25 protein-coding genes and 1 riboswitch are annotated in these 26,284 nt (G+C 40.9%); of the genes, 16 read left to right on the forward strand and 9 right to left on the reverse strand.

All coding sequences use genetic code 11. The features are described 5' to 3' along the window. Positions 1-23 precede the first annotated feature (23 nt). The 7 genes from AC4E8C_RS02670 (at position 24) to AC4E8C_RS02700 (ending at position 8,593) form a co-directional block, all read left to right on the forward strand. On the forward strand, positions 24-1,481 hold the full coding sequence (locus tag AC4E8C_RS02670; RefSeq protein ID WP_490210045.1) for a PstS family phosphate ABC transporter substrate-binding protein: 1,458 nt from the start codon (positions 24-26) through the stop codon (positions 1,479-1,481). A gap of 144 nt (positions 1,482-1,625) precedes the next feature. Next, the gene (atoD, locus tag AC4E8C_RS02675) at positions 1,626-2,282 is read left to right on the forward strand and encodes an acetate CoA-transferase subunit alpha (protein ID WP_490210047.1); all 657 of its coding nucleotides are present in this window, start codon (positions 1,626-1,628) and stop codon (positions 2,280-2,282) included. A gap of 17 nt (positions 2,283-2,299) precedes the next feature. Next, complete coding sequence (locus AC4E8C_RS02680) at positions 2,300-2,935, forward strand: 3-oxoacid CoA-transferase subunit B (protein ID WP_490212451.1); 636 nt, start codon at positions 2,300-2,302, stop codon at positions 2,933-2,935. A 46-nt stretch (positions 2,936-2,981) separates the two neighbouring features. Beyond that, positions 2,982-4,166 carry an acetyl-CoA C-acetyltransferase gene (locus tag AC4E8C_RS02685; RefSeq protein ID WP_490210049.1) on the forward strand — a complete coding sequence of 395 codons (1,185 nt, stop codon included), beginning with the start codon at positions 2,982-2,984 and terminating at the stop codon, positions 4,164-4,166. Between the two features lie 305 nt (positions 4,167-4,471). Beyond that, positions 4,472-5,911: a GntP family permease gene (locus tag AC4E8C_RS02690; RefSeq protein ID WP_490210051.1), complete on the forward strand. Its 1,440-nt coding sequence runs from the start codon at positions 4,472-4,474 to the stop codon at positions 5,909-5,911. Between the two features lie 47 nt (positions 5,912-5,958). Continuing rightward, positions 5,959-6,744: a 3-hydroxybutyrate dehydrogenase gene (locus tag AC4E8C_RS02695; RefSeq protein WP_490210053.1), complete on the forward strand. Its 786-nt coding sequence runs from the start codon at positions 5,959-5,961 to the stop codon at positions 6,742-6,744. A 352-nt stretch (positions 6,745-7,096) separates the two neighbouring features. Further along, positions 7,097-8,593 carry an ATP-binding protein gene (locus AC4E8C_RS02700; protein WP_490210055.1) on the forward strand — a complete coding sequence of 499 codons (1,497 nt, stop codon included), beginning with the start codon at positions 7,097-7,099 and terminating at the stop codon, positions 8,591-8,593. Between the two features lie 77 nt (positions 8,594-8,670). Here the strand turns inward: AC4E8C_RS02700 and AC4E8C_RS02705 are convergent, their stop codons facing one another. The 3 genes from AC4E8C_RS02705 to AC4E8C_RS02715 are packed head-to-tail and all read right to left on the reverse strand — an operon-like array spanning position 8,671 to position 11,704. Further along, positions 8,671-9,816: a glycosyltransferase family 4 protein gene (locus AC4E8C_RS02705; protein ID WP_490210056.1), complete on the reverse strand. Its 1,146-nt coding sequence runs from the start codon at positions 9,814-9,816 to the stop codon at positions 8,671-8,673. A 26-nt stretch (positions 9,817-9,842) separates the two neighbouring features. Then, the gene (locus AC4E8C_RS02710) at positions 9,843-10,373 is read right to left on the reverse strand and encodes a phosphatase PAP2 family protein (RefSeq protein ID WP_490210058.1); all 531 of its coding nucleotides are present in this window, start codon (positions 10,371-10,373) and stop codon (positions 9,843-9,845) included. 14 nt (positions 10,374-10,387) lie between these two features. After that, a complete protein-coding gene (locus tag AC4E8C_RS02715; protein WP_490210060.1) occupies positions 10,388-11,704 on the reverse strand; it encodes a UDP-glucose dehydrogenase family protein in 1,317 nt (438 codons plus the stop codon). 276 nt (positions 11,705-11,980) lie between these two features. Between AC4E8C_RS02715 and AC4E8C_RS02720 the strand changes: the two genes are divergently transcribed. Continuing rightward, positions 11,981-12,829, forward strand: a complete 849-nt coding sequence (locus AC4E8C_RS02720) for a VOC family protein (protein ID WP_490210061.1) — start codon at positions 11,981-11,983, stop codon at positions 12,827-12,829. An 81-nt stretch (positions 12,830-12,910) separates the two neighbouring features. On the opposite strand, the gene AC4E8C_RS02725 is transcribed toward AC4E8C_RS02720, so the two are convergent. Next, positions 12,911-13,138: a hypothetical protein gene (locus tag AC4E8C_RS02725; RefSeq protein ID WP_490210063.1), complete on the reverse strand. Its 228-nt coding sequence runs from the start codon at positions 13,136-13,138 to the stop codon at positions 12,911-12,913. A gap of 65 nt (positions 13,139-13,203) precedes the next feature. Further along, positions 13,204-13,356 carry a DUF3934 family protein gene (locus AC4E8C_RS02730; protein WP_490210065.1) on the reverse strand — a complete coding sequence of 51 codons (153 nt, stop codon included), beginning with the start codon at positions 13,354-13,356 and terminating at the stop codon, positions 13,204-13,206. A 312-nt stretch (positions 13,357-13,668) separates the two neighbouring features. Between AC4E8C_RS02730 and AC4E8C_RS02735 the strand changes: the two genes are divergently transcribed. The 3 genes from AC4E8C_RS02735 (at position 13,669) to AC4E8C_RS02745 (ending at position 16,072) form a co-directional block, all read left to right on the forward strand. Then, on the forward strand, positions 13,669-14,424 hold the full coding sequence (locus tag AC4E8C_RS02735; RefSeq protein WP_490210067.1) for an NRDE family protein: 756 nt from the start codon (positions 13,669-13,671) through the stop codon (positions 14,422-14,424). A gap of 305 nt (positions 14,425-14,729) precedes the next feature. Then, entirely contained in the window at positions 14,730-15,305 is a 576-nt protein-coding gene (locus AC4E8C_RS02740) for a LemA family protein (protein WP_490210068.1), read from the forward strand. After that, entirely contained in the window at positions 15,305-16,072 is a 768-nt protein-coding gene (locus AC4E8C_RS02745; protein WP_490210070.1) for a TPM domain-containing protein, read from the forward strand. The genes AC4E8C_RS02740 and AC4E8C_RS02745 overlap by 1 nt, the downstream gene beginning before the upstream one ends. A 64-nt stretch (positions 16,073-16,136) precedes the next feature. On the opposite strand, the gene AC4E8C_RS02750 is transcribed toward AC4E8C_RS02745, so the two are convergent. After that, entirely contained in the window at positions 16,137-16,739 is a 603-nt protein-coding gene (locus AC4E8C_RS02750; protein ID WP_490210072.1) for a DedA family protein, read from the reverse strand. Between the two features lie 159 nt (positions 16,740-16,898). Here AC4E8C_RS02750 and AC4E8C_RS02755 point away from each other — a divergent pair, with 159 nt between their 5' ends. Both AC4E8C_RS02755 and AC4E8C_RS02760 read left to right on the forward strand, forming a co-directional pair. Then, positions 16,899-19,085 (forward strand): alpha-galactosidase, encoded by a 2,187-nt coding sequence (locus AC4E8C_RS02755; protein ID WP_490210073.1) that lies wholly within the window; start codon positions 16,899-16,901, stop codon positions 19,083-19,085. Between the two features lie 136 nt (positions 19,086-19,221). Further along, a complete protein-coding gene (locus tag AC4E8C_RS02760; protein ID WP_490210075.1) occupies positions 19,222-20,106 on the forward strand; it encodes a DMT family transporter in 885 nt (294 codons plus the stop codon). Between the two features lie 135 nt (positions 20,107-20,241). Here AC4E8C_RS02760 and AC4E8C_RS02765 read toward each other — a convergent pair whose 3' ends face one another. Beyond that, positions 20,242-21,438, reverse strand: coding sequence for an MFS transporter (locus AC4E8C_RS02765; protein ID WP_490210077.1), 1,197 nt, complete (start codon positions 21,436-21,438; stop codon positions 20,242-20,244). A 199-nt stretch (positions 21,439-21,637) separates the two neighbouring features. On the opposite strand from AC4E8C_RS02765, the gene AC4E8C_RS02770 reads away from it, so the two are divergent. From AC4E8C_RS02770 to AC4E8C_RS02780, 3 genes are all read left to right on the forward strand, one after another. Further along, positions 21,638-22,009: a winged helix-turn-helix transcriptional regulator gene (locus AC4E8C_RS02770; RefSeq protein ID WP_490210079.1), complete on the forward strand. Its 372-nt coding sequence runs from the start codon at positions 21,638-21,640 to the stop codon at positions 22,007-22,009. A gap of 77 nt (positions 22,010-22,086) precedes the next feature. Next, positions 22,087-22,133, forward strand: a riboswitch (PreQ1 riboswitch). A 127-nt stretch (positions 22,134-22,260) separates the two neighbouring features. Next, a complete protein-coding gene (queF, locus tag AC4E8C_RS02775; protein WP_490210081.1) occupies positions 22,261-22,761 on the forward strand; it encodes a preQ(1) synthase in 501 nt (166 codons plus the stop codon). Positions 22,762-22,784: 23 nt separating this feature from the next. Next, the gene (locus tag AC4E8C_RS02780) at positions 22,785-23,435 is read left to right on the forward strand and encodes a queuosine precursor transporter (RefSeq protein WP_490210082.1); all 651 of its coding nucleotides are present in this window, start codon (positions 22,785-22,787) and stop codon (positions 23,433-23,435) included. Between the two features lie 119 nt (positions 23,436-23,554). Here the strand turns inward: AC4E8C_RS02780 and AC4E8C_RS02785 are convergent, their stop codons facing one another. Both AC4E8C_RS02785 and AC4E8C_RS02790 read right to left on the reverse strand, forming a co-directional pair. After that, positions 23,555-25,501 (reverse strand): FtsX-like permease family protein, encoded by a 1,947-nt coding sequence (locus AC4E8C_RS02785; RefSeq protein WP_490210084.1) that lies wholly within the window; start codon positions 25,499-25,501, stop codon positions 23,555-23,557. Continuing rightward, positions 25,491-26,252 carry an ABC transporter ATP-binding protein gene (locus tag AC4E8C_RS02790; RefSeq protein ID WP_490210086.1) on the reverse strand — a complete coding sequence of 254 codons (762 nt, stop codon included), beginning with the start codon at positions 26,250-26,252 and terminating at the stop codon, positions 25,491-25,493. The genes AC4E8C_RS02785 and AC4E8C_RS02790 overlap by 11 nt, the downstream gene beginning before the upstream one ends. Between the last annotated feature and the right edge of the window lie 32 nt (positions 26,253-26,284).

Raw genomic sequence — 26,284 nt, forward strand, 5'->3', positions numbered from 1 at the left:
TTACTTAAAAGGGGGTTATTAACTTGAGCAAAAAACTGGGGTTTTTATTCGTCTATTTTTGTTTGATACCGTTCGGGATTTCCTTTCTCTCATTTCCTTTAATGGAGAAGATCGACGATACAATGATTGTTACGCTGCTTCCCCTGCTAGTTGGAGGGTGTTTTGTTGGCTTTTTAATCATAAAGAAACTTAAACAACCCGATAATCTGAATGGCCTAATCATCCTCATCATTTTCCCTATTGCCTATACCGCAGTACTATGGGCCATATTTATGCTAATCACTGGCGGATTTTATGGTGCTGAAGGATGGATGTATTATGGCATTTTTCATATAGGACTCGCACCCTTATACTTTTTGGCGATGTTTATAGGAGAGGGGAGAGTTTTTTTATGGGCTCCTTTAACCTATGAGTTGTCGGTTGTTTTAGGTGCCATTATTACAGTTTTAATTAGAAACGTACGACCAAGTTTAAATAAAAAGCAGCTGTCATCTATTTTGATTATATTTGTTCTTGGAATGGGTACCGGTCTGGCCGTTCAATGGAACAGAAGTAAAACAGTGCTGCCATCTTATGGTTTTGAGTATGGGGGCGGATACTCTAGCACGGATTTATCCCCCTACGAAGTTACCAATCCAGATAATAAACTGCCACAATTGAAGACAACCCCAACGTATACGATTGAGAACCCCAGTGAGATGCCCGTATTAGATGGTGCAGAGGCGGCATATCCAGTTTATTCAGCCTTTGCTAATACAGTTTATGAAAATATTCAAAAAGTAATGGGAGAAACGAAAGAAGTGGTCACCTTTACCAACACCATTTATGCCTATGAACGCCTCCTGTCAGGGGAAGTGGATATTTATTTTGGAGCAGAGCCATCGAAGGAGCAACAGGCTATGGCAGCTTCAGAAGGAAAAGAACTAGTCATGACGCCGATTGGTAAGGAAGCATTTGTTTTCTTTGTTAATCCTAGCAATAAAGTGGATAGCTTAACAGTTGATGAGATTAAAAGCATCTATTCAGGCAAAGTGAAAAGATGGTCTGAACTTAATGGAAGCAATGAAAGAATCATCGCCTTCCAGAGACCAGAAAATTCCGGAAGTCAAACTCTTTTGGAAAAAATCATGGGTGGAACACCCATCATGAAGCCGCTTAAGGAGGATGTTCCGGAGGGAATGGGCGGAATTATTGAACAGGTGGCCGACTACCGAAATTATGACAATTCAATTGGCTTTTCGTTCCGATTTTTTGCCACTGGCATGAAAGCAAATCCAGATATTAAACTACTAAAGATTAACGGAATCGAACCTAATCCTGAAAATATTGCCAGCGGCAAATACCCTTTCACGGCATCCTTATATGCGATCACAATAAAAGATAACCCGAAACAGACCATTCAGCCTTTTTTAGAATGGATGCGCGGCCCACAAGGCCAGCAATTGGTTGAAAAGATAGGCTACATAAAAGCAGTTGAATAAGTGCCAAAAAGGGGTCAGCTCGCCACCGCTGTAAAGCTTTAAAGCGGGAGGAGCCAGACTCCTTTTTGTGTTGGCACGAATCTTGCATATTAAATAAGTGTGAGGACAAATAACTTCACTTATATTTTTGGGAGGTGCGTTTAAGTGAATAAATTAATTTCAAGAGAAGAAGTTTCATCATTTTTCACAGATGGGATGACCGTAATGGCAGGGGGATTTATGGGTGTAGGTACACCACAAGAGCTTGTTTCCGCAATGTTAGAAGCAAAGGTAAAGGATATTACCCTGATAGCAAATGATACCGCTTTCATTGAAACTGGCGTAGGGCCATTAATTGTAAATAAACGAGTCAAAAAGGTTATCGCTTCCCATATTGGGACTAACCCGGAAACAGGCAGACAAATGATTGCGGGTGAAATGGACGTAGAACTAGTTCCTCAAGGAACACTTGCTGAACGTGTCCGTGCCGGCGGATCAGGTCTGGGTGGAGTATTGACGCCAACAGGTGTAGGAACAGTTGTAGAAGAAGGAAAAGAGAAGATTACGGTGGACGGCCGCGAATATTTGCTTGAAAAACCGCTGCGTGCCGAAGTTGCACTTCTTAAGGCATATAAAGCTGATAAAGCAGGAAATTTAATTTATCACCGCTCGGCACGGAACTTTAATCCCTTAATGGCATTGGCGGCTGATACAGTTATTGTTCAAGTAGAGGAAATCGTGGAAGTCGGGGACATTGATCCAGATGAAGTAATGACTCCTGGAATCCTCGTAGATAAAATTTACGTTCAAGGAGGCTGTTAATAATGACTACAACACTAATGAATCCAAAACAAATTATCGCAGCTCGAGTAGCAAAGGAAATGAAAGATGGAGACGTGGTAAATTTGGGTATTGGTCTCCCAACGATGGTACCTAACTATTTGCCTGAAGGAGTCAACGTTATCCTGCAATCTGAAAATGGCTACATTGGACTCGGGCCAGTGAATGGGGAAGTGGATCCAGACCTCGTTAATGCAGGAGGACAGCCTGCCGGAATTATCCCTGGCGGTGCCTTCTTTGACAGCTTATTTTCATTCGAGTTAATCCGTGGCGGCCATGTGGATGTAACGGTTCTTGGCGGATTAGAAGTGGATGTCGAAGGAAATCTAGCCAACTGGATGGTTCCGGGAAAAATGGTACCTGGTATGGGCGGTGCCATGGATTTAGTAACAGGCGCCAAGAAAGTTATTGTGGCCATGGAGCATGTTGCCAAAAATGGATCATCAAAAATTCTAGAACAATGCCGTCTGCCATTGACAGGTAAAGGGGTAGTGGACGTCATCGTTACGGACCTGGCGGTTTTCCATGTAACGAATCAAGGCTTAGTGTTAGAAGAACTGCAAGATGGCGTTGATTTAGAGACAGTGAAGGCAAAAACAGAGGCGTTCTACACGGTTAACCCTGCACTTTTATAGGAAATTAGCATGCTTGTAAACAATAATTAAATTGGAGGAAAAATACATGCGTGATGTAGTCATTGTAAGTGCTGTACGTACAGCAATTGGTAGTTTCATGGGGACTTTAAGCAACACTCCGGCAACCGAATTAGGGGCCATTGTCATTAAGGAAGCAGTAAACCGTGCCGGAATTACAGGAGATCAAATAGATGAAGTAATTATGGGGAATGTTCTTCAAGCAGGACTAGGCCAAGGCCCTGCACGTCAAGCAGCGCTGCAAGCAGGCTTACCGATTGAAGTTCCATCCATGGCCATAAATAAACTATGCGGCTCGGGACTAAAAGCCGTTCACCTTGCTGCACAAGCGATTCAAACAGGGGAAGCGGAGATTGTTGTTGCTGGTGGAATGGAAAATATGAGTCTAGCACCTTATTTGTTACCAAAGGGCCGTACAGGTTACCGAATGGGCGATGGGAAAATTATCGACAGTATGATTGAAGATGGCCTGCAATGTGCCATTAATTCTTACCATATGGGGGTAACAGCTGAAAATGTGGCTGAAAAATATGGATTAACACGCGAAGAACAAGACGAGTTTTCTGCTTGGAGTCAGCAGAAGGCTGAAACTGCCATCAAAGAAGGAAAGTTTAAAGAAGAGATCGTTCCGGTTATCATTCCGCAGCGGAAAGGCGAGCCAATCATTTTTGATACAGATGAATTCCCGCGTGCAGGCGTGACAGCAGAAAAACTTAGTAAATTAAAGCCGGCATTTAAAAAGGATGGGACCGTTACTGCAGGCAATGCTTCTGGTATTAATGATGGTGCTGCTGCCCTTGTCCTTATGAGCAGAGAAAAGGCTGACGAATTAGGCATTAAGCCGATGGCCGTAATACGTGGCAACGGAACGGCTGGTGTGGATCCGAGTATCATGGGGATTGGTCCTGTTCCAGCAACGAAGAAGGCGTTCGAAAAATCAGGATTAACGATTGAAGATATGGATCTTGTTGAAGCAAATGAAGCGTTTGCGGCGCAATCTCTTGCTGTTGGTCGTGATTTACATGTTCCAAGAGAAAAACTAAATGTTAATGGCGGTGCGGTTGCCCTTGGTCATCCAATTGGGGCCAGCGGCGCACGAATTCTTGTTACCTTATTACATGAAATGCAGCGCCAAGGTTCGCGGTACGGATTAGCCACCCTTTGTATCGGCGGCGGTATGGGAATTGCTACAGTAGTGGAAATGGAAAAATAATTGCAATCTAGAAATGATTATTCCGCAAAAACGGAAAATTCCGTTTTTGCGGAAACGTTTTCATGGTGATTTTTCCAGAATTGCGGAATAGACAATTTCCAAACTACTAGAATGATATAATGTTTATATTGTCATAGAATGTTCAACTTTAGTATTTATGAGGCTAGTAAAAAAATGATTAGTTTTGTCCAATAATTAATAGTTTTGGCACGATCCTTGCAACTATAAAAGTGTAAGTTTATTTTTGCAAACGCTTACCTGTCGGGGGGTAGGCTAGAGCACAAAAAATAATAAGGGGGATTTACATGGAATTATTAGTTATTTTATTTGCATTAGGGCTATTAATATTTGTAGCTTACCGCGGCTTCTCAGTTATTTTATTCGCGCCAATCTGCGCACTCTTAGCCGTATTGTTAATTGATCCAAGTCATGTTTTACCCTTCTTTTCCGGGGTATTCATGGAAAAGATGGTTGGATTCATTAAATCTTATTTCGCCGTCTTTTTACTAGGTGCTATTTTCGGTAAAGTAGTTGAAATGTCAGGGATTGCCGAATCGATTGCCAAGACAATTGTTAAATTGCTTGGTGCAAAACGTGCGATGTTAACGATTGTTTTACTTGGTGCCATTTTAACTTATAGCGGAGTTAGCTTATTCGTTGCCGTATTTGCCATTTATCCATTTGCTGCTCAAATGTTTAGACAGGCAAATATTCCTAAACGTCTAATTCCGGGTACGATTGCACTCGGTGCGTTCACATTCACAATGGATGCACTGCCAGGTACACCGCAAATTCAAAATGTTATACCGATTGCCTTCTTTAAAACTGATATTTATGCGGCTCCAACGCTTGGTATTATCGGCGCGGTCATTGTCTTAGGAGCAGGTTTATTTTACTTAGAAACAAGAAGAAAGAAAGCAGAAAAAGCTGGTGAAGGGTATTACGGGTTTGGCGCTGAAAATGCAGCTGCACTTGAAAAGGCTCGTCTTGAAGAGAGTACCGTTGCAGGGCCTGATTTAACTTCAGAGCAAACAATTGTGAGACAGATCTTTGCTTTTGTGCCGCTTATTCTTGTAGGAGTAGCGAATAAAATATTTATCACCAATATTCCTAAATGGTATCCCAACGGCTTTGATTTTTCAGCAATTGGTTTGAAAGCCTATACAGTCGACGTAACTGCTGTTGCATCTATTTGGGCAATTATTATGGCCCTTGTCGTGGGAATCATTGCATCATTTTTATACGATTGGAAACGAGTAACAAAGGGCTTTAAAGAAGGTCTGAATACTGCGATTGGCGGGTCACTGCTTGCAACCATGAACACTGGTGCTGAGTATGGATTTGGCGGGATTATCGCAGCCCTTCCAGGATTCGCAAAAATCAGTGATGGAATTTCCGGCACCTTCACGAATCCGCTCGTAAACGGTGCGGTGACAACAAGTGCACTTGCGGGGATGACGGGTTCTGCTTCAGGCGGTATGGGGATTGCTTTAGGTGCGATGGCAGATAAATATAATCAAGCAATTGCTGCAGCAAATATTCCACCAGAAGTCATGCACCGTGTTGTCGCAATGGCGTCAGGCGGTATGGATACACTTCCGCACAACGGAGCCGTTATTACGCTGCTTGCAGTTACCGGCTTAACGCACAAGCAGTCTTACAAAGATATCTTTATGGTGACGTTAATTAAAACAGCTGCAGTATTTGTTGTCATTGCTCTTTACACATTCTTTGGAATAATTTAATTGCGAGTCTATCAGTAAAATTGTCTTCACTATTAGGAGGTACTAACATGAATAAAGCATTAGAAGGAAAAACAGCATTTATTACAGGGTCTGCCAGTGGGATTGGCTTAGAAATCGCAAAGACTTTCGCGCTTGAAGGGGCAAAGGTGGTTATTTCCGATTTAAACGCGGAGAAAAGTGATCAAGTGGCTTTAGAATTAAGAGAGCAAGGATTTGAAGCCATTTCAGCTCCATGTGACGTAACAAATGAGGAAGCCTTCAAGAACAGTCTTCATCAAGCTCGTGATACATTTGGAAGTCTCGATATACTTGTTAACAATGCAGGAATGCAATATGTTTCACCTATTGAAGAATTCCCTACGGAAAAATTTGAATTGCTCGTAAAAATCATGTTAACCGCACCGTTTATCGGAATTAAAACGGTATTCCCAATCATGAAGGAACAAGGCTTTGGCCGCGTTATTAATATGGCTTCCATTAATGGTGTGATTGGCTTTGCTGGAAAAGCAGCTTATAACAGTGCAAAACATGGCGTGATCGGATTAACGAAGGTTGCTGCCTTGGAAGGAGCAACAAGTGGAATCACTGTCAACGCGTTATGTCCTGGCTACGTGGATACTCCGCTCGTTAGAAACCAATTAAAAGATTTAGCAGAAACAAGAAATGTTAGCTTAGATAGTGTAATAGATGATGTGCTGCTATCGCTCGTTCCGCAAAAACGGCTTTTATCTGTTTCGGAAATTGCTGATTATGCGGTCTTCTTGGCAAGTGATAAAGGAAGAGGGATTACAGGTCAAGCTGTTATTCTTGATGGCGGTTATACAGCCCAATAAGTATTTCTTCAAAAAAACCTATTCGATTTCGAATAGGTTTTTTTTATAAAGGATAGCTACTACTAAGCAGTAATCATCCCTCGCAAAATGGCTCTAATCTATTGGACGAAAGTACCGCTTAAAAGTCTATTTTTCTTGTGGTAAAAGTGATGACTCTAGTTTAATATAAGAGGGAATATTGAAAATTTAACAACGTTTGGGTGGGAGTCCATTGGTTCTTTTAGACTACATTATAAATCTCTCAATTTTTTCACTATTGGTTAGTACACCGTTAGTGATTGGATCTTTTTTCAACAAAAAGCCGTTGCGACAGGTAAAATATTGGGTTGGAATATATGGGGGATTAGTATCTGTGGTCCTAGTTGAGTTATCTTTTCAGCAGCAAGGATATTCCTATGATATTCGCTATGCACCCATTATTTTGATGTTTGCTTATCTGGGACCAGGTCCAGGCTTGATTACGGGCGGATTCGCCTTGATAATTAGATTGATTAACAGTGGTCAATGGCCTCCAGCTATTATTGGCTGGTCTGTGATTATGATTGGTTTTTCTCTCATCCATTTGTATACAAAAATGCTTACTCCTGTGAAAAGGTGTGTTATTTTTTTTAGTGCCTATTTAGTCATCTACGTGGTCATGGTTCCAATCATTTTCCATGCGTTTAGAGACCGGCCCTTCTTTCATCTTCAATACCTAATATTTGTGATGTTAGGTGTTACTATTGGTGTTCTTCTGATTGAATCCTATTTTAAACTTCATCGCTTAAATCAACGGTTAATTGACATGTATCAAAGAGTGGAAGCTAGTGAATCAAAATATCGTCTTATTGCTGAGAATACCTCAGATCTTATATTAGTGGCGGATCAAGTCGAGTCCGTTATTTATTTCTCTCCATCACATGAGCTTGTGTTAGGATATGACTGCTGTGAGCTTGAAAAGGGTAAATTACTTAACTTACTTCATCCGGACGATGAAGTAATGTTTAAAAATAATATAACAAAAATGTATGAATTGAAAGAGTCCCAAACCATGGAATTTCGATTAAAACATAAGGAAGGCAAGTGGATTGAATTTGAATCCCGAAGTATGCCGGTGCGCGGCGATGATGATCTTATTGAGAATATTGTTATTATTAGCCGTGATATTTCGGAGCGGAAGAAGTCAGAAGAACTATTGCTGCAATCAGAAAAGCTTTCCATTGTCGGAGAATTGGCGGCAGGGGTAGCACATGAAATCCGTAACCCGCTTACTACCATTAAGGGCTTTGTTCAACTTTATAAGGCTGAATATAGCACGGTTAAATATAATGATTTACTTTTAAGTGAATTAGAGCGGATTGAAACCATTACGAGTGAGCTTCTCACATTGGGGAAACCACAAGCGGTTACACTGAATCAAATTAATGTAAGAGAGTTAATTGAAAATACGTTGGAAATATTGGCTCCACAGGCACTTATGAAAAATGTGCAATTTATACTTGAGTTTGAGAAAGTAGAGACACCTTTCGTCATTATTGGTGAGCGAAATCAATTAAAACAAGTATTTCTTAATGTGGTGAAAAATGCAATTGAGGCAATGCCGCATGGCGGGGACATTAACATTAACCTTAGCAAGAGTTTAAATGATGAATGCGTGATTACGTTTCAAGATCAAGGGTGCGGCATTCCGGAAGAAGTACTTCCACGTCTAGGCGAGCCCTTTTATAGCTTGAAAGAAAAAGGCACAGGATTAGGCATCATGATCTGTAATAAAATCCTTAAGCTCCATCATGGAAGCATCACCTATAAAAGTAAACCTAAAGAAGGAACAACCGTCGAGATTTTGCTCCCATTAGCAAGTTTGGATTAGTCATAAGGGTGTCAGGCACCAGCCGTGGACTTTGTCCACGGCTGGTGCCTGACACCCTTTTTAACTTTACCATCTATTTAAGCGTATTTTTGCTGATTTTTTTCCTCTACTACATGGGTGTAGTGGCAGACTAGGTTTTCTAATTTATGGTTCCAACTTTGTGTTAACGCATATTCCCTGCCGGCCATTCCCATTTGTTTCCGTAATGGCTCATGGGTTAACAGGTGCTGAATAGCTTCCGAAAATTCCTCTACATTTCCGGGTTTACACAATAATCCCGTGGACTCCGGTTTAATAATATTCTGAACTCCGCCAGCTCTTGCCCCAATCACAGGAGTCCCGCTGGCAAGAGCTTCAAGGACAACGTTTCCAAATGTTTCAGTTGGTGAGGGAAAAACAAATAAATCAGACGCCGCATATGCCTCCGCTAATGGAAGCCCGCTTAAATAGCCGGAAAAGGTCATATTAACAGGCGCTTGCGCTTCCAGTTCTGCACGCAATGGACCGTCACCAATGATTAACCACTGTATTTGTTTATTTAGTTCGGGTGGCAAGGACCGGGCCGCAGCTAGAAGGGTGTGTAAGTCCTTCTCGGGCGCCAATCTGCCGACGTATGTTAACAGATACGTTTCCTGGGGTTGGCAATATTGTTTTTTTACTGCTGCCTGATCATAAAAAGGATGGAACAGCTGACAATCCACGCCTCTTGGCCAAAGTTCAAGATTAGTAAATCCGTGCTGTTTTAATAAGTGGTATGTTGCTGGGGAAGGAACAAAAATTTTCTTACAGGTCCGATGGAACCAGTGCATGTATTTCCAATGCATCTTTGAAAGAAAAGGAAGATTATAGTAGTGAAGATAATCATCAAAATTGGTGTGATACGATGCAACTAGCGGGATGTTTAGCTTTTTTGAAAAGTACACACCACAAAGGCCGACATTAAAAGGGGTAGCCACATGGATTAAATCTGGTGAAAAACGCCGTAACTCTGCTTTGGTCTGCTGAAGGTTTGGTAAGGCTAACCGGCATTCTGGATATAAGAAAAAAGGAAGACTCTTAAATCTGTACATATGGCTAGAAGCATAATCACTTGCCTCTGTGTCTGGAATAAATAGTTTATAAGTAATACTTTGACCCTCTAAAAAATTCGTTAATCGTTTGAGTGTTCGAGCAACACCGTTGATGTCAGGATAAAAGGTGTCAGTGAAAATAGCAATCCGCATATGATCGATCCCTCCTAACAAATTACTTATATGCATAATAAAATGAAACATAAAATTCCAGTAATGGAGCCCAGTATTCCTCCCGCAAGGACGTCTGAAGGATAGTGTAGCCCTAAATAAATTCTTGAAATTCCCACCAACAGTCCTAAAGGAATAAGAACAAATGAAAGCTGCGGGATAAACAAAATATAAGGGGTCACAACGGCGAAAATAGCGGTTGTATGGCCAGATGGAAAAGAATAATCTTGTAATGGATTAGCAGGAAACTTAGTTTCTTCAATCATCAAATAAGGCCTTTTTCGTGGAAACAGCTGCTTTAAAACATGGACAGGTAAATGACTGGCTGATAAGGCGAGGCCACTCGCAATGGCTGTCAATTTTGGCTCTCCTGAAGATAAGACAATCAGGAGAAAAGAAGCAGCGATGGTAATGTCTGCTCCGCCCAAATGTGTGACAGTTCGGAAAAAGAAATTTAATAACTTCTTGTCAAAATGACGATTCACCTGTTGCAGCAACCGGCAATCGAATCCATAAAACGCATGAATGAATCTCATCATTGTCCTGTCCCCCTTTAAATATATTCATGAACAAAAATGGGTCTGCCTACCGACCGATACGTAATAGGAAAATTACGCATCTCGGTAGGTGAGTAACAATTTCGTCCGTCAATGACAATGGGGCGCTTCATTTGATTAACGTATTCCCCCAATGGAAGATACTTAATTTGATCCCACTCCGTTGCGATAATGGCAAGGTCTGCATCAAAGAGTGCCTGTCTGAGATCTTCTGTGTATTCTATTGTGTTTCCTAAGATTTTCCTGGCGTTCGGAATGGCAATGGGGTCATAGGCGGTAACAACTGCTCCTTCATCCAATAAATCTTTTACAATGGTTAGTGCGGCTGACTCCCTGACGTCATCTGTATCAGCTTTAAAAGCTAAACCGAGTAAGGCAATTTTTTTCCCTTCTAACGTGCCAACCGTTTCCCGTGCCATTAAAACGGGCAGTGATTGCTGAAGATTATTTACTTCAATGACGGCTTCAAGCAAGCGCAAGGACTTCTTTTTATTTCCTCCGAGCTGTACTAGTGCCTTTGTATCCTTTGGAAAACAGGAGCCGCCATAACCAATGCCAGCTTTGAGGAAGTGCGGTCCAATCCGTTTATCCTGTCCAATGCCAAAGGCCACTTCATCTATGTTTGCTCCCACCGTTTCACAAATATTTGCAATCTCATTGATAAAACTAATTTTTGTTGCTAAAAATGCATTTGCTGCGTATTTAATCATTTCTGCACTTCTAATGTCGGTTTTCATAATTGGGATTTCCAGAGGCTGATAAAATTGTTCCAAAAAGGCAGCTGTTTCAGGTGAGCTGGTTCCAATCACAATTCGGTCTCCATGGAAAAAATCAAGAACAGCCCGGCCCTCCCGCAGAAATTCAGGATTGGCCGCCACTTCTGCCTGCAGATTTGGAGGTTTCCTACTGTCAATGATTTGTTGAATGAGGTCATTCGTACCGACCGGCACTGTACTTTTTGTACAGATAATCACATCTCGCTGAATGTAGTTGGCGATGGTGTGGGCAGCCACATGTATGTATTTTAAGTCCGCTGATCCATCGTGCGTTGCGGGTGTTCCTACAGCAATGAAAATTAGTTCAGCCTCCGCGTAGGCGTGATGCGGATTGGTGGTAAAATGTAACTGTTTTTTTCGTAGATTTTTTTCTAAAAGAGTATCTAGGCCTGGTTCATAAATCGTAGAATGGCCAGATTGAAGCAGGTTTATTTTCTCTTGTTGAATGTCAATACACGTCACCTGATGCCCTAATTCTGCTAAACAAGCACTTGTAACCACTCCTACATATCCTGCTCCAGCAACAGTTACCTTCATCCAATCCCTCCAGTGTGTTTGTTACTTTCATTGTATTAGTTATTGATGGATTTTTTCTTAACCTGGTGTAAAGAGAGTGTAAAGACTGTGTGTAGTTATAATCATGAGAGTCTTTGTAAAAATACTTTAAATTTAAAATACTTGAATTCGAGATAAAAATAAGTTACACTCTAAACATAGCAAATCAGTCGCAGGTGAATTTGGAATTCGCTTTTTAACATAAATGATTTTAAAAAATCTAACCATATTAAGAATATAAGAAGGGTAGTGAGAGGTATGGAAAAATTTCATCAGGAACCAAATGTGTATGTCGGTGAGGTAAATATTAAGGTAAAAAATCTGGAGTATTCACTAACTTTTTATCAACAAATCCTTGGTCTTAAATTATTGGAAAAAACGGAGCGGAAAGCTGTACTAACTACGGATGGAAAAACACCATTATTAACGATTGATGAGCCGATTGATGTGATTCCTAAGACAGAAAAAACATCAGGGTTGTACCACTTTGCTATTTTGCTGCCATCCCGCGCAGATTTATCGGTATTTTTACGGCATATCCTTCAAACAGGTTATCCATTAGGAGCGGGGGATCATTATGTGAGTGAGGCCTTATACCTTAATGATCCTGATGGGAATGGGATTGAAGTTTATCGTGACCGGCCATCTTCAGAGTGGACATGGAAAAACGGTTTAGTGGACATGGCAACGGAACAGATTGATGCAGAAGGAATTCTTGCGGAAAGTAATGCCGAATGGACCGGGCTGCCAGCTGGGACAGTAATGGGGCATATTCATCTTCACGTAGGGGATCTAAAAAAAGCAGAAGAATTTTACACAAAAGGGCTTGGCTTTGACGTAGTTAGCTACTATCCTCAGGCGGCGTTTCTATCTACTGGAGGATATCATCACCATATTGCCATCAATACATGGCAGGGAGTGGGAGCACCGGTTCCACCGAAAAATAGTGTAGGGCTAAATTGGTATACACTTGTGTTCCCAGATCAAGCAGCAAGAGAGAGTGTTATTAAACAACTAGAGCAATTAGGGGCGCCGGTTAGCCAGGAAGCAGAGTTTTACGTAACCAATGATCCATCAGGCAATCAAATCCGTTTAGTGGTTTTATAAGATGTTAGGTGACAGAAAAAGGCCTCAAATCCATTCACAGGGTTTGGGGCCTTACGCATGCAATCCTATTACGGGTATTAGTTAAAAAAAACCCAAGGCAAACTTAATACCTTCTTCTATTTCATTGGTTTCATAACCTGTTAAGTCCTCGTTTGAAATTTCTAACTTTGTTCTTGCAAGAGAGTAGCCACTGTCAAGATTTACATCCAGAAGTACTTCGTAACCATCTGTGGTTTGATTAATCGAAATAATGTCATAATCACGAATAGCAGTACCCGTTTCATATTCTAAAGGCTCTAATTCTGACATGAGAGGACCTCCTCATTATAATGTTTGCCATCTTAAACTACATCTCGCTATGGTGTTTCTGTTCATTATTCGTTGTTGTCAGATGCAGCTGGTTTTTTCCCACTCTTACTGACATAGGGTTTCGCACTTTTTGCTTTATTGGCACTAGCTTTCCAGCGATTCCACCCCTTCTTTCCAGTTCCTCTGCCTGTTCCACTTTTCCCTTTAGCATTACCCATACAACCACTCCATTATGATTCTAAATTCTAATACAAGTCGTGGCCTAGTTTACCATAAATCCCAACCAGTCGTCAGATAAATCATAAAATCATGCCTACCACATAACAAACTGCAAGGTAAAAATAACAACAATATTATTTTCTTCGAAACGGGGAAAATAATTCGGGTGCCTGACACCAATATTACGTCTTACGTATTGTTTAATAGAGGTTTTGTTAAGAATGTGCCGAATAAAGAATATGGGAGGAAGGCTTTTCCAGTAAAATAGGAGAACCCCTGCTTTAAATTTTAACTAAAGGTCGTGATTTTTCGTGTGTTTAATCCTGTTTGCCCACCAAGTTCATAAAGAATATAAGCTCATCGTAGCTGCAAATCGTGATGAGGCCTATCAACGGCCAACTGCTCCTGTTCATTATTGGGATGACCAGCCCAACATATTAGCGGGACGTGATTTAGAAAAAATGGGAACTTGGATGGGTGTGACGACGGGTGGACGATTTGCTGCATTGACTAATTATCGAAACCCTAAAGAGACATCTGTTGGAAAACAATCACGCGGAGAGTTAGTGGCTGGTGCCCTTACATATAAGGGGGATATAAAGAATTATATGGAACGACTGGGGAGTTGTAAGGATTTATACCCTGGTTATAATCTTTTAGCAGGCGACGCTAAAGAGTTATATTATGTTTCAAATATCGGCCAGGAATTAGTAAAGATTGGACCGGGAATTCACGGTGTCAGCAATCATTTATTAAATACCAGTTGGCCAAAGGTACAAAAAGGTAAGGAGGGTATTTTAACGATAATAAGCGGGAAACAGGAGAATCTAGCGGAAGAGCTATTTGCACTTCTTCAACAGGCTGACCCAGCCCCAGATGATTTGCTTCCGAACACGGGAGTTTCTCTAGATGTGGAAAGGATGCTTTCCCCACTGTTTATCAAGAGTAAGGATTATGGAACGAGAAGCTCCACTGTCTTATTGATGTCAGATAAAGAAATCAAATATATGGAACGGGTCTTTTCAAGTGAAGGGGTCAAAGAACAACAATATATGATTAAGTTATAATTATGGAGTTTTTTTACAAAAAAACTAATCAAACGTTTGATTAAATGAGCATGAGAGTATGCTGAGACTGACTTTCAAAAACTAACCAAACGTTTGATTAAAAAAATCATCGTGGGTGAAAAACTAATTAAACGTTTGATTAAATAGGGCTTAACCGTTGATAGATAAGGTTTTCAACGGAATTATACTTCAGGAAAAAACTAATCAAACGTTTGATTAACTCGCTGTTGTTTTTTTATTGCTGATAATGGGAACTTATATATCAAGTGATATATACTATAAGGTGAGAAAGGAGCGTGGTTAGAATGAAAAAAGGGTGGTTAGGAATAGGAATTGTGGTCGCCATCATTGTTATTTTCGGCCTCATGTTCATGTCCAGCTATAACGGTTTTGTTAATCTCGAAGAAGACGTGAACCAGTCACATGCTCAAATTGAAAATCAGCTGCAAAGAAGGCTGGATTTAATCCCGAACTTAGTAAACACCGTAAAAGGTTATGCTTCACATGAAAAGGAAGTCATTGCTTCTATATCAGATGCGCGAGCACGGTTAGCTGGTGCGAAAACGCCTGAGGAGGAAGCAACGGCTAACGCTGAATTGTCTGGTGCATTAAGCCGATTACTCGTGGTGGTGGAAAATTACCCAAACCTTAAAGCAGACCAACAATTTACCCAATTAATGGATGAACTGGCGGGAACAGAAAATAGAATCGCTGTCGCGCGAAAGGATTACAACGAACAGGTTGCAGTCTTTAATAAAAAGGTAAAGAGATTTCCAGGTTCCATTATTGCCGGTATTGGCGGTTTTGATCAAAAGGAATATTTCAAAGCGGATCCTCAAGCCCAACAAGCTCCAAAAGTTGATTTTGGGGGCAACGGGTAATGGACGCTAAGAAGGTCTTCAGCTCCTTATTGATGTTTTTCACTTTTTTTCTGGGTGCAGCAAATGCACTGGCTGAGGATATCAAAATTCCTGCTCCAGTGGGAGATATTTATGTACAGGATTTTGCCAATGTTTTAACTGAAACAGAAAAAGCTGAACTAATCAACCTAGGCAGAAGCATTGAAGATCAAACAACAGCGCAAGTGGCTGTTTTAACCGTACCAACCATTGGTGACCAAGCAATCGAAGACTATGCCAATAAGGCATTTCGGCAATATGGAATTGGCAGCAAAGAGAAAGATAACGGGGTCTTGCTCGTTTTAGCCATGAATGAACGTAAGGTGAGAATCGAGGTTGGCTATGGGCTTGAGGGGAGAATTCCTGATGCCAAAGCGGGCCGGATTTTGGATGAATATGCTATTCCCTATTTGAAAAACCAACAGCCGAATAAAGCAGTCACAGAGACCTTTAAAGCATTGTCTAATGAAGTATTCGCCGAATATGGAATCGAGGGCGGCCAGGAAACAACACCAGCCCCAGCCCCTAATCAAGCTGTGCCGTCGGATGAAGGAATAGGGATTCCTTCTTGGCTCTTGATTATTGTGGTCCTCGTAGTGGTCTTTCTAGACTTTAAGTTTTTTGGCGGAACTCTTACCTATCTGCTTCTCTCCATCATTGGCCGTGGCGGCGGCAGAGGCGGAGGCGGTGGTTCTCGTGGAGGCGGAGGCGGCTCGTCTGGCGGAGGCGGTGCCAGCCGCGGCTGGTAAAATGGGTTATCGGGACTCAAATAAGAAAGATGCTCTCATGTGGAGGGCATCTTTTTTCTGCTCATTAAGAAATGTCTTTCACCACTCGTCTTTTCCTGCGATAGGAAAAATAAAAAATAATTCCAAATAGAAATAGAAGGATGAAATAAACACTGTACCTTGAAAGATAACTGCCAACATACACCCAATTTCCTCCAAGCACTCTTCCCAACGTGATAAACGTAAAACACCAGATCGTTGCTCCAACATAGGCAAATAAGGCAAACTTTTTATAGGAATAATTGTTGATGCCGGCAAGATACGCTGTGATGTGCCGGACACCAGGAATAAAAAAGCCGATGACAAGAAGAAATGGACCGAATTTGTTAAATAATTTCCTAGTTTGTTCAATCCTTGCTACACTAATGTGCAATTTGGGACCAAACTTATGTAAAAACGGTATGCCTAATTTAAGACCTAATATAAAGCTGACGGTTATACCAATACTTGACCCGATATAGGCACATAAAAGAGAAGGAAAGTATGCCAGATTACCTGCAAAAACCGTATAGCCCACATAGGTGAGCATGAACTCATCTGGAATCGGTAATCCAATAATCCCGCCCATTAAAGCCAACGTAATGCCCAGATAACCAAACTGCTCAATCAACTGATTCAAATGATCCATTACCGTACACCCTCATCAAATCTGGAAAAACCAGAAAGAAAATTTTTCATTGTTATCATTTACATATTTGATAACTTTATTCGGTGCCTGACACCCATTTTTTATATTGGGTGTGAATATAGTGGAAAGAGGTCTTTAGGAGGTTGGAGGGGGATATTTATGCCGATTGAGTTTAATGTGGCAGATCAGGTTTTTCATTTATATAACCATACGATGAGTTATATGATTCAGCTTGTTCATGGGAAGTATTTGGCCCATTTATATTGGGGGGAGCGGGTGCACGTTCTCCAGCCATCAAAGATTCTAGCATTTAAGGGAAGAGCTTTTTCGCCTTCCAATCTAGCAGCCGACCCCCAGTTCTCGCTAGATACACTACCGCAGGAATACCCTGCTTTTGGAAACGGAGATTTTCGTGCTCCTGCCTATCAGCTGCGATCAGATGATGGATCGACTATTACAGAGTTTGTGTATGATTCCTATGAAATATATAAAGGAAAACGTCCGTTACAGGGACTGCCATCGGCCTATGTGGAAGATGAGGCAGAAGCAGATACACTTGTAATCACATTAGTAGACTCACTTCTTGGCGTGGGACTGAATCTAAGTTATACGATATTTCGCGACTTTGCGGTAATTACTAGATCAGTTCAGGTTGAGAACCTTGGCAGTCATAAAGTAGAAATTCAAAAATGCATGAGCATGTCGGTTGATTTCCATAGTTCCCATTGGGACTGGCTCCATCTCCACGGTGCGTGGGCACGAGAGCGCCATATGGAACGGTCATCCTTACAGCATGGAGTTCAAATGATTTCCTCTGCTAGAGGGGCTAGCAGCCATCAGCATAATCCCTTTATAGCCTTGCTGTCAAAAGCTGCTAACGAAGAGTATGGCGATGTTTATGGCATTAGTCTTGTCTATAGTGGGAATTTCCAAGCATCCATCGAGGTGGATCCTTTTGACACAGCAAGACTCAGTATCGGACTGAATCCATTTGACTTTGCCTGGCTGCTTCTGCCCAGGGAAACGTTCCAGACACCTGAAGCCATCATGGTGTATTCTGCTGAAGGGCTTGGCGGAATGTCGAGAACGTTTCATCAACTATTGCGGAAAAGAGTGTGCCGGGGCCCCTTTCGTGACCAAGCACGTCCCGTTCTTATTAATAATTGGGAAGCAACCTACTTTAATTTTAATGAAAAAAAATTAAAAGACATCGCTGATGCAGCGAAAGGCCTGGGGATTGAGCTTTTTGTTCTGGATGACGGCTGGTTCGGGCATCGCGATAATGATAAAAGCTCCCTAGGTGATTGGGTTGTTAATCGAACCAAACTGCCGCACGGCTTAAAGGGATTAGCTGATTACGTCAACCAGAAGGGGATGCGATTTGGACTGTGGGTCGAACCGGAAATGGTTTCCCCCGACAGTGAATTGTACCGCAAGCATCCTGATTGGTGTCTTCATGTGAAGGGGAGAAATCGGACCTTATCGCGGAACCAGCTCGTCCTGGATTTAAGTCGGGAGGACGTGTGTGAATGGCTTATCGAAACGCTGATAAATCTCTTCCAGAGTGCTCCGATTAGCTATGTGAAATGGGATATGAACCGAAATATGACAGAGGTGGGATCTGCAGCACTGCCACCAGAAAGGCAAAAGGAAACTGCACATCGCTATATGCTGGGTCTGTATCGAGTTTTAGAAAAAGTAACCCAGTGCTTTCCTAAGATTTTGTTTGAAAGCTGCTCGGGCGGTGGCGGCCGATTTGATCCAGGGATGCTTTATTACATGCCTCAAACGTGGACGAGTGATAATACAGATGCTGTTGAGAGGCTGAAAATCCAATATGGAACAAGCCTTGTTTATCCGGCGATCACGATGGGGGCGCATGTTTCAGCTGTGCCGAACCATCAGACAGGAAGAATAACACCTCTTCAAATGAGGTGTCATGTGGCGATGGCAGCCAATTTAGGATTCGAACTAAATGTCGATAAACTCAGTATTGATGATAAAACAGTTGTGCGCCAGCAAATCAGTCTTTATCATAACATAAAGAATATTGTGCTGTTTGGTGACCAGTATAGGCTGCTAAGTCCATTTGACGGAATGGACACGGCCTGGATGTATGTAGCGGAAAATCAAGAGCAGGCGGTTGTTTTTTACTACAAGACACTGGCAACACCCAATCCGCCTTTTCTACGTCTTAAACTACGCGGGCTGAATCCAAACGTTAATTACAAAATAAACAGCAGTCAGAATCCGTACGTGGGAGACGAATTAATGAAGATTGGATTATCCATGCCGCTTATTAAAAAGGACTTTTCTTCATTTATTTTTCACATTAAAGCTTTTTAAGTCAGCTATTTCTATGCGGCCAAGTTACACTGTCTCAGCCTGCCCTTTCCAATAATAAGCGGTTAAAGAAAAAATGATTACATTTAGAATAGGTATAGATTAAAATGAGTTTATGTGTAATATCAGGGGGGATTAAATGCGCAAGTACATGGGGGAACTTGCTCTTACGATTACAGCAATTATTTGGGGAAGCGGCTTTGTAGCGAGCGCCATCTCATTGGAGTACTTTACTCCATATCAGATTTTAGCTGGAAGATTTTTAGTTGGAGCTGTCATTTTAAGCATTATTTTTCATAAAAGATTAAAAGTGATTAATAAAAGTACAATCATCAAAGGATCGATATTGGGGATCTTTTTATATTTGGCGTTTGCACTGCAAACAGTCGGACTTCAATTTACGACGCCATCTAAAAATGCTTTTTTAACAGCTGTAAATGTCGTCATTGTTCCGCTGATTGGCTTGCTATTGTATAAAAGAAAAATGGACTACTACGAACTGACAGGGGCAATATTGGCAATGGTTGGCGTCGGTGTGTTATCACTGAAACTATCCTCTGAAATCAATATGGGGGATTTGCTGACATTAGGCTGTGCGGTAGGCTTTGCCTTCCACATATTCTATACGGCCAAATTTGTGAAAGATTCAGATCCGATTCTTTTAACGCTTATCCAAATGATGACCGCGGCTGTCATTGGATTTGTGGTTGTCTTTTTCAAAGGAGAAACCTTCCATGCAGTCGAGATGGATGGGATGTTGTCACTACTATACCTTGGGATCTTTTCGACAACGATTGCCTTTTTGTTGCAATCCGTTGCGCAAAAATGGATTTCAGAAACAAAGGCTGCCATTATTCTTTCAACAGAATCATTTTGGGGCATGGTATTTTCCGTTATTATTTTACACGAAGTGCTGACCATCAAAATGCTATTTGGTGCCATCCTCATTCTAAGTGCTATTATCATATCAGAAACAAAGCTTCCTTTTTTTAAAAGGGATAAATTAAAGGAAGTAACAAGGTAAGTAAGGAAATAAATAATTGATTGCAAAGGGTTCCACCCTTTGCAATCTTACTTACTGGTGCCTTTATTGGTGCCTGACACCCTTCGTAACTCTGCCACCGTGATAACCCATTTATTGGTGCCTGACACCACCTAATTACTGTCTTTTCTTTCGAGAATCCGATCTTTCAAGAATCCGACTCCAGCCTGTAAGGATGACCGCACCTAGAACCATCAATGCCCCAATCCAAGTAGTGTGAATCAGTCCAATAGAATTCGTGATGATGCCGCCTAAGTAGGAGCCAATCGCAATACCAGCATTAAAGGCAGCAATATTAATAGCGGAAGCTACATCCACCGCCGTAGGCACAAACCGCTCTGCTAACATGACGACATACACCTGCAGTCCAGGAACATTCATAAACGCCAAGAGACCCATAAAGATAATCGTGATTAATCCTGCGATTTTAAAGGGAGCGGTAAATTGCAGGACAAATAAGACAACTGCTTGGACTATGAACATATAAAACAATGCTCTAATTGGATTATGATTTGACAGCTTTCCGCCAACCATATTCCCAATGGCAATGGCAATGCCGTAAACAAGCAGAATCAAGGCCACAGTTCCTTCTTTAAATCCTGTTACATCCTGCAGGATCGGCGACAAATAAGTGAAGACCACAAACGTCCCTCCATAACCCAACGCAGTAATAATAAATAAAAGTAATAACCGTCCATTCGTTACCAACTTCACTTGATCACGAAACGTGGCTCGATTCGCTTTTTGTAAATCAGAGGGAACAAGGATGCTGTTGGCAAAAAAAGCGATAACTCCAATAATAATAATGATGATAAATGCCATTCTCCAGCCGAATTGCTGTCCAATGAAGGTACCAAAAGGTACTCCTGTCACAGTCGCAACCGTTAATCCTGAAAACATAATGGAGATTGCACTAGCTCTCTTGTTTTCGGGCACTAAATCTGCCGCAATCGTCGAGCCGATTGACATAAAGACACCATGTGAAAAGGCAGAAATCACTCGGGCGGCTAATAAAACCCCAATGCTTCCTGCACTAGCTGCAAGACTGTTTCCGATGATAAAAATAACCATAATCCAAAGTAATAAGGCCTTTCGGGACATCCGGGATGTAACAGCTGTTAAAATTGGCGCCCCAAATGTTACTCCTAAAGCATATAAAGAAACCGTTAAGCCGGCTGTTGTTACAGATATGTGTAAATCTCCCGCTATTAGCGGTAATAATCCGACACTGATAAATTCAGTGGTTCCAATGGCAAACGCACTCACGGCTAACGCGAGCAGCGCGAAGGTACTTCTACGTTGATCTATTGACATTTGATTATCTCCTCCTAAATATTGTCCCTTGAATGAAGGGGCGTGATTTATAACAGACTATTAAATACAAGAAATTCCAACCGGCAAATGTTATTATGGGATATAGGTAATTAAATAGGAAGTACGCACTTTAAAGTGATATAGGTACCTATAAGTTATATAGTTACTTTTTTGTGCCTTCAAAAATGGAGGAGTTCATATGAAAAAAAAGAAATACAATATATCGGTAGAGGCTACACTTGAGGTAATCGGAGGAAAGTGGAAATGCGTGATTCTCTGTCATTTGACGCATGGCAAAAAACGGACAAGCGAATTAAAACGCCTCATGCCAGACATCACTCAAAAGATGTTAACCCAGCAATTACGGGAATTAGAGGAAGATGGTGTTATAAATAGAATTGTATACAATCAAGTCCCGCCGAAAGTAGAGTATGAATTAAGTGACTATGGGTGGAGCCTAGAAAGTATATTAAGTGCATTATGTACCTGGGGAGAAAACCATATCACCAAAGTATATGGCGATAAATTTTCTGTCTTAGAAGAAAATGTTTTAAACGAACAGCTTAAATGAAAATACCTAAAACTTTTATTTGACGTTTTTCAATCAGTTCTTTAAGATAGGAAGAAGAAAATCATACCCGTACTTGAACGGGAGAGGTTCATAGCTGATACCCTCTATAAAAAACTATGGATACATGACTAGTCGGCCATGTCCATATTGGACGTGGCCTTTTTGTTTTTTATCCCTAATGTTTGTATAGAATTATCAGTAGAGACTCTCTTGAAAAAAGTGTGGGGACACATTTTACAGGGGGTTTTTTTATGTCTGGCCGTAAGCCTACAGAAGGATTAAAGGATTTAACACTTTTAGGTAATCAAGGGACGACCTATTCATTTGAATATGCACCGGAGGTATTGGAGGCAGTGGATAACCTCCATCCGGAACGAGATTATTTTGTAAAATTTAATTGTCCGGAGTTTACGAGTTTGTGCCCGCTGACCCGTCAGCCTGATTTTGCGACGATGTATATTTCATATGTCCCGAATCAAAAGATTGTAGAAAGCAAATCGTTAAAATTATATTTGTTTAGCTTTAGGAATCATGGAGATTTCCATGAGGATTGTGTGAATATCATCATGAATGACTTAATTAACTTGCTCGATCCCCGCTATATTGAGGTTTGGGGAAAATTCACACCGCGTGGCGGAATTTCGATTGACCCTTGGTGCAATTACGGGAAGCCAGGTACCAAATACGAGGAAATGGCTCATTATCGCTTGATGAACCATGACCTTTATCCAGAAAAGGTCGACAATCGATAAATGTTAGGGGAAGGAAGAAAGAAATGATATTTTATTTGAATGGAATTTTTGTAGGGTTATTAATTTTAGCTAATATCGTAGCTGTTAAGTTATTTAGCATTGGGGAATGGGCGATGCTTCCGGCTGCGGTGGTTGTTTATATTTTTACATATCCGCTAATTGATGTCATTGTAGAGGTTTATGGAAAAAAGGAAGGGCGCAGAACAGTGAATGCAGGGCTGGTTACCCAAGTCCTTGCTCTCATCTTCATTACGATTTCGATTCATTTACCGGCAGCGCCAGTCTTCCAAGAGCAAAAGGCATTCGAAACCATCTTAAATGGAAGTTTCCGTGTTATTATTGCAAGTTTAATATCCTATGCTGTTAGTCAAAACTTGGATGTGTTTGTGTTTAATAAATTAAAGAGTGTTCATGGGTCAAAAAAGCTGTGGTTACGTAACAATGCGTCCACCATGCTGAGCCAATTAATTGATACCACCATCTTTATTACAATTGCTTTCTACGGAACCATGCCACTGGCTATCCTAGGCAGCCTCATTCTGACTCAATATATATTTAAGTTTCTTGCCTCAATTCTAACAACGCCACTAGTCTATGGGCTAGTCCATCTTGTAAGGAAACAAGACTCAAAGCAAATAGGGCAGGCGGGGCAAGAAATCTCAAAAGAAGCATAACTAAGTCTAATATAGTAGTAAGGGTGTCAGGCACCATTATTACTATATGGTGAGTAGAAAAGAAAAGAAACGAAAAGAAGCAGCCGTGAAAAACGGCTGCTTCTTTTTGTTCTATAGTGTTATAATGCCGCTTTTATTACCTTTTTATAGTAAAGAACAGAGAGGATTCCGAAGATAGAATACAATCCTGTATAGATGACCATGACAAGAATCATAGGGGTCCATACTTCTGTCCCGAATAGGAACCATCCTGACTGAACGGCGAAATAACTGTGGAATAGTCCAACCACTAAGGGGATACCGAAGTTGAATAACTGTTTGGCCTGGATGCCTTTTAACAGATCACTCTGGGTAAACCCAAGCTTTCGTAAAATCGTATAATTGGGCTTTTCTTCTTCACTCTCACCCATTTGCTTAAAATAAAGAATACAGCCTGATGTAATCAAAAAGGTAAGTCCTAAAAAGCCGACGATGAACATGATGAGCCCCATCGTTTTTTTCTGGTGACTGCTGATGTCTAAACGAGACGCATTCTGTTCCTTTTCATTTAGGGTCAATTCGTTAAAAAGGTGATCTGCCTTTTCAAGTTGGGAGTCATCTTTTAACGTTATCCCAATAAAGAGAGAGGTGTCCTTCTGAATAGCCGGATTAATATCCTTTTTTAACCGCTCAAATACAGTCTCATCAACAATCGCAATCGGCTGGCCGCCGTTAGTGAAATTACCGGAAATGACGAAATCCTTTTTCAGCCCTAAGTAAGCGAGGGGGATTGTTTCGTGTTTACCTTTTAGTTCAATCTCACCAGAATCTTTAAGTTTCATAAACTTCTGCAGCAGATCATTGTAACCAGTAAACACGGTATCCTCTGCTGACACATCCATATTCTTAATATCGCGGTCACTAACCATTGGCAGGGTTAGCGCCTTAGGGTCAACCATGACCCCCTCTAGGTTTGTATCTAAAATATTTTTAAGATTTGCAGCTACTTGAATGACCTCAATCCTTTTCTCATTAAAAGCAATACTATTCGCCGCTAATGCTTTCGTGAATTTTGTTGCATCATCTTCATTGTTTATCGAAAAATCTGCAGCCACCTGATTTTCAGCCATCTTTTCAGCTGAATAATAGGAGATATAGCTTAAGGACAATAAACCAATCGCCAATGCTGATATGGTTGTAATAATGGTTAATAATAAGGCATTTGATTTCATCCGAAACATGATTGAAGACAGGGATAAAACCTGGTTAATGGATAAATACCCATCCTTCTTTTTCCGAATGATGTTGAAAATGAAACTAACAGACCCTTTATAAAATAGGTAGGTGCCGATAATGACAGAAGCAAGAATAAAGATCATCGCTAGAAACAGTTCTGCCATTGATGTAAAGGAACCCTCGAATAATTTAGATGAAATATAATAGCCTGAAACAATCAATATTAATCCAATAATCCCGATAATGATTTCAACCACAGACATTTTTTTGACTTTTTCTTCTGTTGAGGAAACGACTCTAAATAAAGAAAGAATCGTTTGCCTTTTGATAAACATAAAGTTCATTAGCATAATCAACAAGTAGATGACACTAAAAACAATCAGCGTCTGAACAAGGGCTGTTGTAGAAAAGTGCAGGCCGGCAATCGCATCAATCCCAGTAATTTTAAAGAGAATCATTATAATCAATCGCGATACAGAAAAGCCAATCAATATCCCGATTACTAAAGAACCAAAATAGAGAATAAAATTCTCAGCAGTTAGGATATTGAAAATTCGATTCTTGGTCATCCCGATTAATTGAAATAAGCCGATTTCCTTGCTGCGTCGTTTAATAAAAATGCTGTTAGCATAGAGCAAAAAGATCGATACAATCGCAACAAGCAGGACAGATGCCGCCCGAATGGACGCCGCACCTTTTATTCCATCCTTTGTTTCCTCCATTGCCGGGTCATATTGCAAGGTGACAAAGGCGAAGTAAAGGGCAGCACTAAAGATGAGCGCAAACACATAAAGATAATAGTTTTTTATATTCTTTTTCAAGTTTCGAAAAATCAGTTGGTTAATGCTCATAAGGAACACCACCTAATACACCTTGCGTTTTCATAATGTCCTTAAAAAAGATCTGTCTGGATTGCTCGCCTTTATTTAGTTGCGTATAAACTTGCCCATCTTTAATAAAGACCACTCTGCTGCTAAAGCTTGCTGCCACGGGATCATGTGTCACCATCACGATCGTGGCTTTTCGATTTTGATTTAATTCGCTTAATTTGTTTAACAAATCAGAGGCCGATTTTGAATCGAGTGCACCAGTCGGCTCATCAGCGAAAATGATACTTGGTCCATGAATAAATGCTCGTGCCGCAGAGGTTCGCTGTTTTTGTCCGCCAGAAATTTCATTTGGATACTTATCCTTTATTTCATAAATCCCAAGCTCATCCGCCACGGCTCGAAATTTTTCATCGGCTTCCTTTTTAGAAACCTTGGTAATCGATAATGGCAAGAGGATATTTTCTTTGACGGTTAATGTATCTAAGAGGTTATAATCTTGAAAAATAAATCCGAGATGCTGCTTGCGGAATTCCGCGAGCTGACGATCCTTCATCGCTGTCATTTCCTTGCCTTCAATTGAAATGGTTCCACCGCTAACTTTATCAATAGAAGAAAGAACATTGAGTAAGGTTGTTTTTCCAGAACCGGATGCCCCCATGATACTCACGAATTCCCCTTCCTCTACAGTAAGGTCGATTCCTTTTAAAACTTCTTGTTTATTTAACTTGTTTCCAAAGCTTTTATGAATTTTATGGGCTGCTAATATCGTCATGACCATCCACACTCCTTATTTCGATACCTTCA

The organism is Neobacillus sp. SRL179 (assembly GCF_984799095.1).